14 protein-coding genes are annotated in these 16,593 nt (G+C 61.8%); 9 read left to right on the top strand and 5 right to left on the bottom strand.

The features are described from left to right. Positions 1–9 precede the first annotated feature (9 nt). Entirely contained in the window at positions 10–612 is a 603-nt protein-coding gene (locus ACP7E3_RS15945) for a tRNA-(ms[2]io[6]A)-hydroxylase (protein WP_017846465.1), read from the bottom strand. A 149-nt stretch (positions 613–761) separates the two neighbouring features. Here ACP7E3_RS15945 and ACP7E3_RS15940 point away from each other — a divergent pair, with 149 nt between their 5' ends. Continuing rightward, on the top strand, positions 762–1,625 hold the full coding sequence (locus ACP7E3_RS15940; protein WP_426123660.1) for a universal stress protein: 864 nt from the start codon (positions 762–764) through the stop codon (positions 1,623–1,625). A 3-nt stretch (positions 1,626–1,628) separates the two neighbouring features. Here the strand turns inward: ACP7E3_RS15940 and ACP7E3_RS15935 are convergent, their stop codons facing one another. Then, positions 1,629–2,099: a DUF1289 domain-containing protein gene (locus tag ACP7E3_RS15935; RefSeq protein ID WP_017846467.1), complete on the bottom strand. Its 471-nt coding sequence runs from the start codon at positions 2,097–2,099 to the stop codon at positions 1,629–1,631. Positions 2,100–2,495: 396 nt separating this feature from the next. Here ACP7E3_RS15935 and acnB point away from each other — a divergent pair, with 396 nt between their 5' ends. Continuing rightward, complete coding sequence (acnB, locus tag ACP7E3_RS15930) at positions 2,496–5,096, top strand: bifunctional aconitate hydratase 2/2-methylisocitrate dehydratase (protein WP_017846468.1); 2,601 nt, start codon at positions 2,496–2,498, stop codon at positions 5,094–5,096. A 51-nt stretch (positions 5,097–5,147) separates the two neighbouring features. Here acnB and ACP7E3_RS15925 read toward each other — a convergent pair whose 3' ends face one another. Next, positions 5,148–6,800, bottom strand: coding sequence for a SulP family inorganic anion transporter (locus tag ACP7E3_RS15925; RefSeq protein WP_046383647.1), 1,653 nt, complete (start codon positions 6,798–6,800; stop codon positions 5,148–5,150). A gap of 143 nt (positions 6,801–6,943) precedes the next feature. Next, positions 6,944–8,221, bottom strand: a complete 1,278-nt coding sequence (locus ACP7E3_RS15920) for a serine/threonine transporter (protein WP_026139960.1) — start codon at positions 8,219–8,221, stop codon at positions 6,944–6,946. Positions 8,222–8,708: 487 nt separating this feature from the next. Between ACP7E3_RS15920 and ACP7E3_RS15915 the strand changes: the two genes are divergently transcribed. The 6 genes from ACP7E3_RS15915 (at position 8,709) to ACP7E3_RS15890 (ending at position 14,379) form a co-directional block, all read left to right on the top strand. Further along, positions 8,709–9,233 (top strand): cysteine hydrolase family protein, encoded by a 525-nt coding sequence (locus tag ACP7E3_RS15915; protein ID WP_426123657.1) that lies wholly within the window; start codon positions 8,709–8,711, stop codon positions 9,231–9,233. A gap of 142 nt (positions 9,234–9,375) precedes the next feature. Next, positions 9,376–10,329 carry a 2-hydroxyacid dehydrogenase gene (locus ACP7E3_RS15910; protein ID WP_017846472.1) on the top strand — a complete coding sequence of 318 codons (954 nt, stop codon included), beginning with the start codon at positions 9,376–9,378 and terminating at the stop codon, positions 10,327–10,329. A gap of 129 nt (positions 10,330–10,458) precedes the next feature. Continuing rightward, a complete protein-coding gene (locus ACP7E3_RS15905) occupies positions 10,459–11,526 on the top strand; it encodes a phosphotransferase family protein (protein WP_017846473.1) in 1,068 nt (355 codons plus the stop codon). Between the two features lie 31 nt (positions 11,527–11,557). After that, complete coding sequence (locus tag ACP7E3_RS15900; RefSeq protein ID WP_017846474.1) at positions 11,558–12,325, top strand: SDR family oxidoreductase; 768 nt, start codon at positions 11,558–11,560, stop codon at positions 12,323–12,325. Between the two features lie 132 nt (positions 12,326–12,457). Then, on the top strand, positions 12,458–13,891 hold the full coding sequence (locus ACP7E3_RS15895) for a PLP-dependent aminotransferase family protein (RefSeq protein ID WP_046383650.1): 1,434 nt from the start codon (positions 12,458–12,460) through the stop codon (positions 13,889–13,891). Between the two features lie 83 nt (positions 13,892–13,974). Continuing rightward, the gene (locus tag ACP7E3_RS15890; RefSeq protein ID WP_169885130.1) at positions 13,975–14,379 is read left to right on the top strand and encodes a cupin domain-containing protein; all 405 of its coding nucleotides are present in this window, start codon (positions 13,975–13,977) and stop codon (positions 14,377–14,379) included. A gap of 14 nt (positions 14,380–14,393) precedes the next feature. Here the strand turns inward: ACP7E3_RS15890 and ACP7E3_RS15885 are convergent, their stop codons facing one another. Beyond that, the gene (locus ACP7E3_RS15885; protein ID WP_046490960.1) at positions 14,394–15,023 is read right to left on the bottom strand and encodes a DNA-3-methyladenine glycosylase I; all 630 of its coding nucleotides are present in this window, start codon (positions 15,021–15,023) and stop codon (positions 14,394–14,396) included. A 216-nt stretch (positions 15,024–15,239) separates the two neighbouring features. Here ACP7E3_RS15885 and ACP7E3_RS15880 point away from each other — a divergent pair, with 216 nt between their 5' ends. Beyond that, a complete protein-coding gene (locus ACP7E3_RS15880; RefSeq protein WP_426123730.1) occupies positions 15,240–16,565 on the top strand; it encodes a C4-dicarboxylate transporter DctA in 1,326 nt (441 codons plus the stop codon). The last annotated feature ends 28 nt before the right edge of the window (positions 16,566–16,593 follow it).

Genomic DNA, 16,593 nt, shown 5'->3' with positions numbered 1-16,593 from the left:
GCCGTCGCCTCAGGCTGGCACGCCACTGTGAAAGCGGAACTCGACGTCAGGGGACTCGATCAGTTCCTGCTCGGCCGCCCTCACCCGCTCGATCACCTGGGCAATATCCTTGGCCTCGCCATACTGATAAGCCAGTTTCAAGTAACCCTGGTAGTGCCGCGCCTCGCTTTTGAGCAGGCCGAAGTAGAACTTGCCGAGTTCTTCGTCCAGATGTGGCACCAGCGCCTCGAAACGCTCGCAACTGCGCGCCTCGATAAAGGCGCCGACCACCAGGGTGTCCACCAGTTTGACCGGCTCGTGGCTGCGCACCACCTTGCGCAAGCCCGAGGCATAACGCCCGGCGTGCAACTGACGCAGCGCGACCTTGCGCTTCTTCATCAGGCGCATGACCTGTTCGTGATGGACCAGCTCTTCCCGGGCCAGGCGCGACATCATATTGATCAAGTCAACATGGCTATGATACTTAGCGATCAGGCTCAAGGCAGTGCTGGCGGCCTTGAATTCGCAGTTCTTGTGGTCGATCAGCAGGGTTTCCTGATCGGCCAACGCGGCCTGGACCCAGGCGTCAGGGGTGGGGCAACCGAGGAATTCGTGGATTTCGGGCAGGTTCATCGGGCTCACGGGCAAAGGATCACAAAAGGTCGCCGATTATACCGACCGCGCCGCAGACCACCAGCCACTGGCCTTGATGTGCATCAACATGACGTCTGGCGGGCAGCAACTATAGTTGTTCAACGCCCCCTTTCTGGAGAGTCCCGACCATGCAAGCCATCCGCAGCATCCTGGTGGTCCTTGAGCCCGAGCATTCGGAAAGCCTGGCCCTCAAACGCGCCAAACTGATCGCCGGGACTACCGGCGCGCGCCTGCACCTGCTGGTGTGCGACAAGAAACATGAGCATTCGGCGCTGTTGAGCCTGCTCAAGTCCGGCCTGACCGAAGACGGCTACAGCGTCACCACCGAACAGGCGTGGAATACCAGCCTGTATGAAACCATCATCGAGGTGCAGCTGGCCGAAGGCTGTGGCCTGGTGATCAAACAGCACTACCCCGACAGCCCGCTGAAAAAGGCGCTGCTGACCCCGGCCGACTGGAAGCTGTTGCGCTACTGCCCGGTGCCGGTGCTGCTGGTCAAGACAGCAACCCCATGGAGCGGCGGCGTCATTCTCGCCGCCATCGATGTAGGCAATACCGACACCGAGCATCGCGCGCTGCACCACATGATCATCGACTACGGCTTCGACATCGCCAGCCTGGCCAAGGCGTCACTGCATGTCATCAGCGCCCATCCATCGCCAATGCTCTCGGCCGGCGACCCGGTGTTTCAGCTCAAGGAAACCATCGAGGCGCGTTATCGCGAGCAGTGCAAGGCATTCCAGGCCAAATTCGATATCGACGACGCCCACCTGCATATCGAAGAAGGCCCGGCGGATGTGCTGATTCCCCATGCCGCCTACACCTTGAAAGCGGCCGTGACGATCATCGGCACCGTGGCACGCACCGGGCTGACCGGCGCGCTGATCGGCAATACGGCGGAAGTGGTGCTCGATGCGCTGGAAAGCGATGTGTTGGTGCTCAAGCCCGAGGCACTGACGGATCAACTGGAAAAGCTGGCCAACAAAGCCTGATCGTCAGGCGCCCAACACATCCTTGAGAAACCCCGGCGCAATATAGCGCTGGTAGTGCGCCTCGGACAGGATGAAAAACTCACGGTCGATGGCATCGCGCAGCTGCGGCAGGTTCCACTCGCGGAACTCCGGCAGCAGCACCATGCCATAGGCCTCCAGGTTGGAAATCACCCGTGCCCCGCGGGCGATCAACTGGTAGGCCCAGCAGTACTCGGACTGGTGCGGCACAAAGCGGATCTTGCGTTGCTCCAGCTGGCTGCGCAGGGTCTTGGGGTCGAAAACCTCCAGCTTGCCGGCCATGACCTGCACCAACAATTGCTCGAGCCGCAGCCACACCGCACGTTTTTCTTCTTCGTTATAGCCGTTCCACTGGATTACTTCGTGGTGGAAACGCTTGCAGCCGCGACACACGAGGTCACCGTAAACCGTGGAGCACAGGCCTACGCAGGGGGTCTTGATGGCTTGGTTGGACATGGGCGGCAACACGCAAATCAGCGAAACAGGGCGCCATGTTAGCCCTTTGTCTAAGGTTGATCACCCAGCAAACTTGGCTTGGCAACTTACGTTTAGATTTTTTTTGCCGTAGAATCATCCGGCCTTATAAGGCGCCAATAATCCGCTGGAAGCTGTTTTCAAAGCGTCACGAGCACAGTCGTTCCTTCAGAACGGTGTTGGCGATGGTCAATGACCCGGCAGGTCAAGCCAGCGCCAACCCTCATCAGCTCCGTTCTGCAGGCGTAAAACTTTGAAAGCAGCTTCTGTGAGGAATGTCGGCAGCGCTGGCTTTGCGGCCCAAAAAGCCCCCGAGCGCATGCGTGCCGTTCATTTCTGGATGAGCGTCCCGTGGGACCACTGATGAGGGTAATAACTGTGCTTGAAGCCTACCGCAAACATATCGAAGAGCGTGCAGCCCTGGGTATTGTTCCCCAGCCGCTTAATGCCGAACAAACCGCAGGCCTGGTCGAGCTGCTGAAAAATCCCCCGGCTGGCGAAGAAGAATTCCTCGTTGACCTGATCACCAACCGCATTCCACCAGGCGTTGACGAAGCTGCCTACGTCAAAGCCGGTTTCCTGTCTGCCCTGGCCAAGGGCGAAGCCACTTCTCCCCTGATCGACAAGAAACGCGCCGTTGAACTGCTTGGCACCATGCAAGGCGGCTACAACATCGTGACCCTGGTCGAGCTGCTCGACAACGCCGAACTGGCGCCTGTTGCCGCCGCTCAACTCAAGCACACCCTGCTGATGTTCGATGCGTTCCACGACGTGGCTGAAAAAGCCAAGGCCGGCAACGCACACGCCAAGGCCGTGATCCAGTCCTGGGCCGACGGCGAGTGGTTCAAGAACCGTCCGACCCTGGCCGACAAGATCAGCCTGCGCGTGTTCAAGGTCTCCGGCGAAACCAACACCGACGACCTGTCGCCTGCGCCGGACGCCTGGTCCCGCCCTGACATCCCGCTGCACGCTCTGGCCATGCTGAAAATGGCTCGCGACGGCATCGTGCCGGACGAGCAAGGCAAGACCGGCCCGATGAAGCAGATCGAAGAAATGCGCGGCCAAGGCTTCCCGATCGCCTACGTCGGTGACGTGGTCGGTACCGGTTCGTCGCGTAAATCGGCAACCAACTCCGTACTGTGGTTCTTCGGCGACGACGTTCCTTACGTGCCGAACAAGCGCGCCGGTGGTTTCTGCTTCGGCAGCAAGATCGCTCCGATCTTCTACAACACCATGGAAGATGCTGGCGCACTGCCGATCGAATTCGACGTCACCAACATGAACATGGGCGACGTGATCGACCTGTACCCGCATGCTGGCAAAGTCTGCAAGCACGGTACCGATGAAGTCCTGACCACCTTCGAAATGAAGACCCCGGTGCTGTTGGACGAAGTCCGTGCCGGCGGCCGTATCCCGCTGATCATCGGCCGTGGCCTGACCGAGAAGGCGCGTGCCGAACTGGGTCTGCCACCGTCCGACCTGTTCAAGAAGCCGGAAGCTCCGGCCGAAAGCACCAAGGGTTTCACCCTGGCGCAGAAGATGGTCGGCAAGGCATGCGGCGTGACTGGCGTTCGTCCAGGCACCTACTGCGAGCCTAAGATGACCACCGTGGGTTCCCAGGACACCACCGGTCCTATGACCCGTGACGAACTGAAAGACCTGGCGTGCCTGGGCTTCTCGACCGATCTGGTGATGCAGTCTTTCTGCCACACCGCGGCGTATCCTAAGCCGATCGACGTGACCACCCACCACACCCTGCCTGACTTCATCATGACCCGTGGCGGCGTGTCGCTGCGCCCAGGCGACGGCATCATCCACAGCTGGCTGAACCGCATGCTGCTGCCGGACACCGTCGGTACCGGTGGTGACTCCCACACCCGTTTCCCGATGGGCATTTCGTTCCCGGCCGGTTCCGGCCTGGTAGCGTTCGCCGCAGCCACTGGCGTGATGCCACTGGACATGCCGGAATCGATCCTGGTGCGCTTCAAAGGCAAAATGCAACCTGGCATCACCCTGCGTGACCTGGTTCATGCCATTCCTTACTACGCGATCCAGGCTGGCCTGCTGACCGTAGAGAAGAAAGGCAAGAAGAACGCCTTCTCCGGCCGCATCCTGGAAATCGAAGGCCTGGACAACCTGAGCATCGAACAAGCTTTCGAGCTGTCCGACGCCTCGGCTGAACGTTCGGCTGCCGGTTGCACCATCAAGCTGTCGAAAGAGTCGATCACCGAGTACCTGAACTCCAACATCACCCTGCTGCGCTGGATGATCGGCGAAGGCTACGGCGATGCACGTACCCTGGAACGTCGCGCCCAAGCGATGGAAGCCTGGGTTGCCAACCCGGAGCTGATGGTGGCCGATGCCGACGCGGAATACGCCGAAATCATCGAGATCGACCTGGCCGACATCAAGGAGCCTGTGCTCTGCGCGCCAAACGACCCGGACGACGCCCGTCTGCTGTCCAGCGTTGCTGGCGAGAAGATCGACGAAGTGTTCATCGGTTCGTGCATGACCAACATCGGTCACTTCCGCGCTGCCGGTAAACTGCTGGATCAGGTCAAGGGTCAGCTGCCAACCCGTCTGTGGCTGTCGCCGCCGACCAAGATGGACGCTCACCAACTGACCGAAGAAGGCTACTACGGCATCTACGGCAAGGCTGGCGCGCGCATGGAAATGCCGGGCTGCTCGCTGTGCATGGGTAACCAGGCACGTGTAGAACCGAATTCGACCGTCGTGTCGACTTCGACCCGTAACTTCCCGAACCGTCTGGGCGATGGCGCCAACGTCTACCTGGCTTCGGCCGAGCTGGCGTCGGTGGCTTCGATCCTGGGTCGCCTGCCGACCGTCGAGGAGTACATGGAATACGCCGCGAAGATCAACACCATGGCCAGCGATGTGTATCGCTACCTGAGTTTCGATCAGATCGCCGAGTTCCGTGAAAGCGCTGCAAACGCCAACATCCCGGTGCTGCAAGCCTAAGGGTGTGTTGATGTAAAGGACGCCGCGTATCGCAAGATACGCGGCGTTTTTTTATGCCTGGGGATGGCTGTGCAACGCCAGTTGCACCGCACCATCGACGCTCAAGCCGCTGAGCAACACCTCGGGCGCCTGGGCCTCGGGCAGCGCCTGCAAGACTTCATGGGCGTCATGGCGCACCCGCGCCAGCACCAGTTGCTTGCCCTCCCCGCGCACCTGGGCAAAAAAAGCGGCCAGCGCTTCGACGCTGGTGCCGTCGAGGTCGGGGGATTCTTCCAGGCTCAACACCACCGTCTGCGCGGATGACTGACGCATCAGGCGCAGGGCGGCGCCGAGGATGCGCTCGGCATTCGCAAAAAACAGCGCCTCGCTTGGCCGTATGATCAACACGCCGGGAACGGTCAGCGCATCGGCATGGTGTTGACGGTCCACGAAATCATGAGTGTCGCCCAGGCGCCCAAGCACCTGGATATCCGCCGCCGACATCTGGCGCAACATCAACACCACGCTGATCCCGACCGACAACAACAAGCCATCCAGCACGCCGAGCACCAGCACCGCCGCCACCGCACACACCACCAGCAAACGGTCGCGTCGCCAGAGGAAGTAACGCCCCAGGGGCTGCAGGCTCAAACCCCGGCCCAGGGCATAGATGACCACCGCCGCCAACACCGGCTCCGGCGTGAGCGCAACATACGGCAGCACCGTCAACACAATCACCAGGATCACCAGCGCCGCGACGATCCCCGCCAAACGCGAATAGGCGCCAGCCGCCTCATTCGCCGAAGTCGCCGAATACCCGGCGCCCGTCGGCATGCCGTGGAACAACCCAGACACCAGGTTGGCCGCGCCCAGCGCCAGCAAGTCGCGGTTGGACGACACCCGGTCGCCGTGCTTGAGAGCGAACGAACTGATGGACCCGTAGGACTCAGCGTACAAAATCATGACCAACGCAAACGCCAACTCGCCCAGGCGCAGCCAATCGGCAAACGGCAGTACCGGCAAATGCCCCAGCTCCAGGCGCAGGTCGATCAGGCCGATCAGCGCGACGCCGTGGGCCTGCAGGTTCAGGCCCTGGCCGGCAATAACGCCGAGCACGATCACCACCAGCCCGCCGGGCAGGCGCGGAACGCGGGCGCATAACCACAACACCAGCAAGGCCACCGCAGCCACCAGCGCGGCGGGCCAGTTCCAGTGCGGCAGCTGCTCCAGCAACTGCGGCAGGAAGCGGATCAGGTTGTTATCGGTCAGGTGGACGCCCACCACACTGGCCAGTTGCTTGAGGATGATGGTCAGCGCCAGGCCGAAGGCAAACCCACGCAACACCGGCTTGGCAATAAACGAAGTGACGCCACCGAGCTTGAACAGCCCGGCCAGCAGAAAAAACACGCCAATGATCAGCACCAGCCCGAAGGCCAGGGACAGCCTCAGCGCCGGGTCATCCCCCGCCAGGCTGGCCGTTGCCGCCGCCAACACCGCTGCCGACGACGAAGTCGCCGAGACGATCGCGAAACGGCTGGTGCCGAACAGGCCGTAGCACACCAGCCCGGCAAACAAGGCAATCACACCGGCCTGGGGCGGGAGCGCGGCAATGCTGGAATAGGCCACCGCCTCCGGCAACAGCAAACCGGCAATCGATAAGCCGGCAATTATGTCCTGGGTTCGCTTCGACGCAACGACAACGGGCGTATCGGTTTCAGTTTTCAATCGGCCCCATCCATCCTGGCTAAAAATGTGTTCCAGCTTAGCGCCCATTGCCGCGCGGCGGTTGCGCCGCGTCAGGTTTTCCGAGCGAAAAAAAGGCCGACTCGCCACGCGTGCGAATCGGCCCTGTTCGGTGCAGCGTGCGGTCAGGAGAGCAGCGAGTAAATCAGCGCAGTAATCGCCACCAGGCCGACCGCCGTGACAAACACGTTGGACGCCTGCCCGCGGTACTTGGCCATCGCCGGCACCTTGCGGATCGCGTACATCGGCATCAGGAACAGGATCGACGCAATGATCGGCCCGCCCAATGTCTCGATCATGCCAAGGATGCTCGGATTGAGCGTGGCGACGATCCAGCACACCACCAACATGAAGGCGGCGGTCATGCGGTCCAGGGTCTTCGGTGCCGGACGCCGGCCGGTTTTCGCGACCAGGCCCTTGAGGCCTTCACTGGCGCCGATGTAATGGCCCAGGAACGACTTGGCAATCGCCACGAACGCAATCAGCGGCGCGGCGAAGGCGATGGTCCGGTTGTCGAAGTGGTTGGCCAGGTACGACAGGATCGACAGGTTCTGTGCTTTCGCTTCAGCCAGTTGCGCCGGCGACAGGGTCAGCACGCAACTGAACACGAAGAACAGCACCATCGCCACCATCAACAGGTGCGCGCGCGACAGGATCTGCGAACTGCGCTCATCGGCATGCGCGCCGTACTGGCGCTTCTGGTCCACCGCAAAGGCCGAGATGATCGGCGAATGGTTGAACGAGAACACCATCACCGGAATCGCCAGCCACAAGGTGTTGAGCAACGCCGAAGGTGCCGGCACCACGTTGGCGGTGCTGAGGATGCCACCGTTCCAGTGCGGGATCAGGTACACCGCCAGGAACAGCAAGGCGACGATGAACGGGTACACCATCAGGCTCATGGCCTTGACGATCGCCTGCTCACCGCAACGCACCACGGCCAGCAGGCCGAGGATCAGCACAAACGCCAGGATCGCCCGTGGCGGCGGCATGATGTGCAACTGGTGCTCCATGAAGCTGCCGACGGTATTGGTCAGCGCCACGCTGTAGATCAGCAGGATCGGGAAAATCGCCAGGAAGTACAGCAAGGTGATCAGCGCGCCGGCCTTGACGCCGAAGTGCTCTTCGACCACGTCGGTGATGTCGGAACCTTCACGGCCGGACAGCACGAAACGCGTCAGGCCACGGTGGGCAAAGAACGTCATCGGGAAGGCCAGCAGCGCCAGGATCACCAGCGGCCAGAAGCCGCCGAGGCCAGCGTTGATAGGTAGAAACAAAGTGCCGGCACCAATCGCCGTGCCAAACAAGCCAAGCATCCAGGTGGTGTCCTGACGACTCCAGCTTGTAAGGATTACAGGTGTCGTGACATAGCGTTCGTCGACGCTATTGGCCTGATCATTCATCCGGTCGGATCTCCGCATTTCCACAGCCGGCACGAGTCAGAAAAACCTGACAGGCAGCGCCCCGGCTATAACAGGGGCGCGATTGTCCGGGATTCTTTTAAATAAGCAAAGGCTTAGCTGAGGAATGGTTAAGCGGTGCAGAGGCTCAAGGACGAGGTTGTCGGCTATTTTTTGCGCATTTGGCACGGAGAGCCCCCTGGGTGGTAGCGTGTCAGACGAGTCCCTTGTGGATGCCCGAAACATCGTCACGCCTTATAAGAAGTTGCCCGCGACGCTTGACAGCCAAACTTATGCCCCAGCATGATCGGCCATGAACCTTTTTCAGCAGCACCTCACCCGCACCACCACCACGACCGCTTCTGGCGGGTCGTGCGGTTGCTGTGGGTGCTTGAACTAGACACCTCACGGATTCAACCCAAGGCCCCGCCAGCAATGGACGGGGCCTTTTTTATTGCGCCGCCATCCGGCACGCGAAAGGAGCAACACCATGGCTGACGCCCTGCTGATCATCGATATGCAAACCGGCCTGTACGATGGCCCGGAGCACCCCTTCGAACGCGAACGGGTGCTGCAGACCATCAACCAACTGATCGGGCGCGCGCGCCACGCCGGCGCACCGATCTTCGTCGCCCGCCACACAGGCCCGGCGAGCTCCGCGATTGCCGCGGGCAGCCCGTATTGGCAGGTGTGGCATGAGCTGGATGTCGATGAGGCGCGTGACCAGTTCTTCAACAAAACCCGGCCCAGTTGTTTCCTCGGCACCGATCTGGCGCAGCGCCTGCGCGCGATGCAGCTCAATGAGCTGGTGATTGTCGGGATGAAAACCCAGTTCTGCATCGATACCACTTGCCGCGTCGCAGTCGAACTGGGGTTCTCGGTGATACTGCCCGAAGACGGCCACACCTGCATGGACACTGCGACGCTGTCGGCGGCGGCGATCATCGAACATCACAATGCCACGTTGGCCGGGGCGTTTGTGCAACGCGTGAGCGCCGCCGCGATCAGTTTCTGACAACGCAAATACCGTAGGGGGCACGCGTCGCCCCCAACACCTGCAAGCTCGGCCCTACGACGATTTTTCTGCCACGGCAAAGCGATTTTGCTGACAAATCCCGCATACTCTTGCTCTCAAAACCTTCAGGAAGAGCCGTCCGATGACAACCACTGTTCTGGTCCTGGTCGAAACCATCAACGAATACCTGCCCATCATCGAAAGCAATGACTTTCATGTGATCCTGGCACCGACGCCCGCCGAACGCGCCCAGGCCATCAAGGCCCACGGCGGGCAGATCAAGGCCGTACTGACGCGTGGCCCGCTGGGCCTGTATGCCGAAGAAATCGCCGCGCTGCCGTTGCTGGAGATCATCTGCGTGATCGGTGCCGGCTATGAGCATGTCGACCTGCAGGCGGCAAGCAACCGCGGGATCGTGGTGACCAACGGTGCCGGGGTGAACGCGCCTTCGGTGGCGGACCACGCCATGGCCTTGCTGCTGTCATTGGTGCGCGGCATTCCGCAAACGGACGCGGCAGTGCGCCACGGCGAGTGGCCCAAGGTGATGCGCCCTTCCCTGGGCGGCAAGCAACTGGGGATTCTCGGCCTCGGCGCGGTGGGCCTGGAGATCGCCAAGCGCGCCGCCCTCGGGTTCGGCATGCAGGTGAGTTACCACAACCGCCAGCCGCGCGATGACGTGGACTACATCTATTGCTCGACCGCCGTGGAGCTGGCACACACCTCGGACTTCCTGATCCTGGCCACGCCCGGCGGCCCGGGCACGCGCCACTTGATCGATCGGCATGCCCTGGATGCATTGGGGCCGAACGGCTACCTGGTGAATATCGGCCGTGGCAGCGTGGTGGTGACCGCCGACCTGGTCGCCGCCCTGGAACAGCGGCGTATCGGCGGCGCGGCACTGGATGTGTTCGACGACGAGCCCAAGGTGCCCGATGCCCTCAAGCGCCTGAGCAATACCGTGCTGACCTCCCATGTGGCCGGGCTGTCGCCGGAAGCCGCGCACGATACGGTGCAACGGGTGGCCGACAACCTGCTGGAGTACTTCGCCGGCCGGCCGGTGCTGACGCCGGTCGCCTTGCCCCCGCCCGAAAAATGACCGATCAGGCACGCTGATCATCATCCAACACGCGAACCTATTAAGCCGCCCCGACCTTGTGGCCGGGCGGCTGGGCGCATTAGATTAGCCAATAGTCCGAGGCCTTTAGAATAAGCAGAAGGGATAAGCATGGCGCTGAACGACCAATCGACCCAGATCCGCCCAGGCGAAGAACTTGATGCCAGCCTGATCGATCCCTACCTCAAGGCCCATATCCCGGGCCTGAGCGGCACGCTCAAGATCAGCCAGTTCCCCGGCGGCGCGTCCAACCTGACCTACCTGCTGGAATACCCGGGCCAGGAATTCGTGCTGCGCCGCCCGCCGTTCGGGCACAAGGCCAAATCGGCCCATGACATGGGCCGCGAGTTCCGCATTCTCAATCAGCTGAAAGACGGCTTTCCCTACTGCCCCAAGGCCTACGTGCATTGCACCGATGAATCGGTGATCGGCGCCGAGTTCTATGTGATGGAGCGCGTCAACGGCATCATCCTGCGCTCCGACCTGCCGGCCGAACTGGGCCTGGACGCGAGCAAGACCGAAGCGCTGTGCAAAAGCTTTATCGACAAGTTCGTCGAACTGCATCAAGTGGACTACAACGCCTGCGGCCTGGCCGACCTGGGCAAGCCCGAGGGGTACGTGGAACGCCAGATCCGCGGCTGGAGCGACCGCTACGAAAAAGCCCTGACCCCCGACGCACCTCGCTGGGAGGCCGTGCGCGCCTGGCTCAACGACAAGATGCCGGCCGACCATCCCACTTCCAGCATCGTGCATAACGACTACCGCTTCGACAACGTGATCCTCGACCCGCACAACCCGATGCAGATCATCGGCGTGCTGGACTGGGAGTTGACCACCCTCGGCGACCCGCTGATGGACCTGGGCAACACCCTCGCCTACTGGATCGAAGCCGCCGACCCGGCGCCCGTGCAACTGATGCGCCGCCAGCCGAGCAACGCGCCGGGCATGCTCACGCGTCGCCAGTTCGTCGACTATTACGCCGAGCGCGCCGGCCTTGAGATCGACAATTTCGACTTCTACTACACCTACGGCCTGTTCCGCCTGGCCGGCATCGTGCAGCAGATCTACTACCGTTTTTTCCATGGACAGACCCAGGACAAACGCTTTGCGCAGTTCATTCAGATGAACAAGCTGCTGGAGCAGATGAGCCTGAATGTCATCGGCAAATCCGCCCTCTGATCGACCGAGCCAAGACCCACAAGGAACCCCCATGTCCAAGACCAACCTGTTCGACCTCGACGGCAAGATCGCTTTTGTCTCCGGCGCCAGCCGTGGCATCGGTGAGGCCATCGCCAAGTTGCTGGCCCAGCAAGGCGCCCACGTGATCGTGTCCAGCCGTAAGCTGGAAGGCTGCCAGCACGTAGCGGATGCGATCATCGCCGACGGCGGCAAGGCCACTGCGGTTGCCTGCCATATCGGTGAAATGGAGCAGATCAGCCAGGTCTTCGCCGGCATCCGCGAGCAGTTCGGCCGCCTGGACATCCTGGTCAACAACGCCGCGACCAACCCGCAATTCTGCAACGTGCTGGACACCGACCTGGGCGCCTTCCAGAAAACCGTGGATGTGAATATTCGCGGCTACTTCTTCATGTCGGTGGAAGCCGGCAAGCTGATGCGCGAAAACGGCGGCGGCAGCATCATCAACGTGGCCTCGATCAACGGCATCTCGCCGGGCGTGTTCCAGGGCATCTACTCGGTGACCAAGGCCGCGGTGATCAACATGACCAAGGTGTTCGCCAAGGAATGCGCTGAATTCGGCATCCGCTGCAACGCCCTGCTGCCGGGCCTGACCGACACCAAGTTCGCCTCGGCGCTGGTGAAGAACGACGCGATCCTGAAAATGGCCCTGGCGCAGATCCCGCTCAAGCGCGTGGCGGACCCGAGCGAGATGGCCGGCGCGGTGCTCTACCTGGCCAGCGATGCATCCAGCTACACCACCGGGGTGTCGCTGAACGTGGACGGTGGTTTCCTGTCCTGACCACATAAGCAGCACAATCCCCAGGTGGGAGCAGGCCCGCTCCCACTTTTTTTATCGCGTTGTCATACAGCCCCTTTGGAGCAAACGTCGCCAGCGAGTAGTCTTGGACCGACTCAGCCCCTCAGGAAAAACATGGAACTGCACGTGATCATCAACGGCCGCAAGGACCTGGCCGAACAGCTTTACCAGCAACTGCGCGAAGCCATCGACTCCGGCCGCCTGGCCGCCGGGGCGCAATTGCCGCCCAGCCGCCTGCTGGCCGCGCAACTGGGCGTGTCACGCAAGACCGTGTCCGACACCTACGCCACCCTGACCTACGAAGGCCTGCTGGTGGGCAAGATCGGACGCGGCACGTTCGTCAACAGCCGCACTCCGCCGACCGAACGCCTGCAAACCGCCACCGACCTGGCCTGCGCCGCCAACCTGGCGAAGTGGCAGGCACTGCCCTCGCCCATGCATCACCCCACGCGCGACAGTGCCCTGCGCTACGAGTTCCTCGGCGGCGCCACCAGCCGCCACCAATTCCCCCAGGACGAATGGCGACGCTGCACCCAGGACGCCCTGCGCCGTATTGCCCAGAACAGTGGCCTCTACAGCCAGACCGAAGGCCTGCTGGCGTTGCGCAGCGCCATCGCCGGGCACATTGCGTTTTCCCGTGGGGTCAAATGCAGCGCCGACGACATCGTGGTCACCAACGGCGCGCAGCAGGCTCTCGACCTGATCGCCCGCGTCGTGCTGGAGCCGGGCAGCATCGTCGCCATGGAAGACCCCGGCTACACCCCGGCGCGCCAGTTGTTCATGGCGATGGGGGCAAACGTCATCGGGGTGCCCGTCGACGATCAGGGCATTCAGGTCGAGCGGATCCCCGACGGTGCGCGGCTGATCTATGTGACACCGTCCCACCAGTTCCCCCTCGGCATGCCCATGAGCCAGGCACGCCGCGAAGCCCTGCTGGCCCGTGCGTTCGAGCTGGGGGCGATGGTTATCGAAGACGACTACGACAGCGAATTCCGTTACGAAGGCCGTCCCACCGACTCCCTGCAAAACATGGACACCCGAGGCGTGGTGACTTACGTCGGCACCTTCTCCAAAACCCTGCTGCCGGAGTTGCGCCTGGGCTATGCGGTACTGCCGCCAGCCCTTTATGGCGCGGTGCTCAAGGCCAAGCAATTGACCGATCAACACAGCTCCACCTTGCCGCAATGGGCGTTGGCCAAGTTCATCAGCGAAGGCTATCTGCTCAAGCATATTCGCCGCTGCCACAGCGTGTATGCCGGGCGTCGCGAGCGCATCCTGCAGCGCCTGGCGGGCGACCTGGCGCCGTGGTTCGAAGCGGTGCCCACCGTGGCCGGCTTTCATATGGCGGCCCTGTGCAAGGTGCCGGTGAATATTGCGTTGTTGATGCAGCTGGCACGTCAGGTCGACGTGGGCCTGTACCCGCTCGACGTGTTTTTTCACGACACGCCGGTACGCCCGGGCCTGATCATCGGCTTCGGCGCGATCGAAACCCTGGACATCGACCCGGCCCTGGACAAGGTGCGCGACATTCTCCAGCAGATTGGCTAGAGGTTTTTCGGCTGGATTGGTCATTGGTCGGCGGGAGCACGCGGCGTAGGGTGAAGACCTCTCGAACGACTCGGAAACTCGCCATGAAACGCTCACTCGCAACCGCCCTGATGCTAGCCTCGTTCAGTGCCTTCGCCCATGAACCGGTGTACAACCAGGAGTCGATCAAGGTTCTGCAAGAGCACGCCCTGAGCAACGTGCCCGGCAAGAAAACCATCATGCTGAGCGTCGATTACGCCGCGGGCCAGGCCACCGTGCCCCACAGCCATACCGGCACTGCCGTGGCTTACGTGCTGGAGGGCGCGATTACGTCGCGGGTCAACGATGAACCGGCGATCACCTACACGGCCGGCCAGTCATTCTACGAACCGGCGGGCTCGCGGCACTTCGAGTCGAGCAATGCCAGCCAGACCCGACCGGCGAAACTGCTGGTGGTGATGGTGCTGGATGACAAGGCTGAGGTGCTCACCCCTCTGGCGCACGAATAGCACCGCTGCGAGACTCAAGGGCGATTGAATCGACGGCGCAGTGCTTCGATCGGCTCGCGGCAGGCACAGCCTTCAAGATGGTCATTGACCATCCCCGTCGCCTGCATCAACGCATACATCGTGGTCGGCCCCACGTAGGTCCACCCGCGTTTCTTCAAGGCCTTCGACAAGCGCACCGAAGCCGGTGACGTCGGGTTGGCGCTCCAATACGCCAGATCCACCCGCGCCGGGCGTTCGTCTGGCGTCGGTTCGAACGACCATAGCCATTTCGCCAACGAACCGCTTTCCGCCACCAACTCGCACGCCCTGCGCGCATTGTTGAGGGTCGAGACGATCTTCGCGCGGTTGCGCACAATGCCAGGGTCAGCCATCAGGCGTTCGATATCCGCTTCGCCGTACTGCGCCACACGGCGGAAATCAAAACCGTCGAACGCCCGCCGAAAATGCTCGCGCTTGCGCAGGATGGTGATCCACGCCATGCCTGCCTGAAACCCCTCCAGGCAAATCTTCTCGTACAACTGAATGTCATCCGCCACCGGCACGCCCCATTCATGGTCGTGGTAATGCGGATATTCCGGCGCAGCGGTACGCCAACTGCAATGGGTCAGCCCTGCGTCGTTGGTGCTCAGTCCTGGTTTGTCCATCCGTCACCTCGCGTACTCAGCGGCGGATGATAAGCGAAAAAATTTGCGCCCCGTCAACCGCTCAAGCACCGCCCTCGCAGAGCAACTGGTCAGACCGCAACCGGACAAGCCGCGAAAATCACTTGTGACCTGGAAAAAACCCAGCGTAGACTGGCCACGCACTGGACTTACCGGTATGACCACAACAATTAAGCCCTGGACCCACCAGGGCACCGAATAGAGATCCCTCCCATGTTCAGATGGTGCTCGCGTTCGATTTTCCTGCAAGTCGTGATCGGTCTGATGCTCGGCATCCTCTGCGGCCTGGCCCTTCCCGAATTCTCCTCGCAACTCAAACCCCTGGGTGACGGTTTCATCAAACTGATCAAGATGTTGATTGGCCTGATCGTGTTCTGCGTGGTGGTCAGCGGTATCTCCGGCGCCGGCGACTTGAAAAAGGTCGGGCGCATCGGCCTCAAGTCGGTGATCTATTTCGAAGTGCTGACCACCGTCGCCCTGGTGATCGGCCTGCTCATGGCCTTCAGCACCGGCATCGGCAGCGGTGCGAATATCCACCTGGAGCAATTGTCCTCCGCCGGCTTGCATGAACTGGTCGACAAGGGCCAACACATCAAGGGCACCAGCCAGTTCCTGATGGACCTGATCCCCAACTCGGTGATCGGTGCATTTGCCGACAACAACGTGCTGCAAGTGCTGCTGTTCTCGGTGCTGTTCGGCAGCGCCTTGAACCTGGTGGGTGAAGCGGCGTCGGGCATTTCGCGGCTGATCAACGAGCTGAGTCACGTGATCTTCCGCATCATGGGCATGATCGTGCGCCTGGCGCCGATCGGCGTGTTCGGCGCGATCGCCTTTACCACCAGCACCTACGGCCTGGACTCACTGCAGCACCTGGGCAGCCTGGTAGGCCTGTTCTACCTGACCTGCTTTATGTTTGTCGGGGTGATCCTCGGCCTGGTGATGCGCCTGTCCGGCCTGCGCATGCTGCCGCTGCTCAAGTACCTGCGCGAAGAGCTGCTGATCGTGATGGGCACCGCCTCGTCCGACGCGGTGCTGCCACAGATCATGCGTAAACTGGAACACTTGGGCATCGGCAGTTCCACCGTGGGCCTGGTGATTCCGACAGGCTATTCGTTCAACCTCGACGGTTTCTCGATCTATCTGACCCTGGCCATCGTGTTTATCGCCAACGCTACCGGCACACCGCTGTCGATGACCGACTTGCTGACCATCCTGCTGGTATCGTTGATCACCTCCAAGGGCGCCCATGGCATTCCGGGGTCAGCGCTGGTGATTCTGGCGGCGACACTCACGGCCATCCCGGCGATTCCGGTGGTCGGCCTGGTGCTGGTATTGGCGGTGGATTGGTTCATGGGCATCGGCCGTGCATTGACCAACCTGATCGGCAACTGCGTCGCCACCGTGGCCATTGCGCGCTGGGAAAAAGACATCGATATCCAGCGCGCCAACAAGGTACTCGCCGGCCAGCAGGGTTATGCGTTCCAGGCTAAAAAGCCGGTAGTGCCCGCGCACCAGGAGTTCTGACCCATTGGCATGAGCGACACAGATCACC

This window comes from Pseudomonas sp. PSPC2-3 (genome assembly GCF_049898265.1).
In the GTDB taxonomy this organism is placed as follows: Bacteria; Pseudomonadota; Gammaproteobacteria; order Pseudomonadales; family Pseudomonadaceae; genus Aquipseudomonas; species Aquipseudomonas veronii.
The sequence above is the reverse complement of the archived record's forward strand: the minus strand, read 5'-3'. Positions and strand labels throughout refer to the sequence as shown.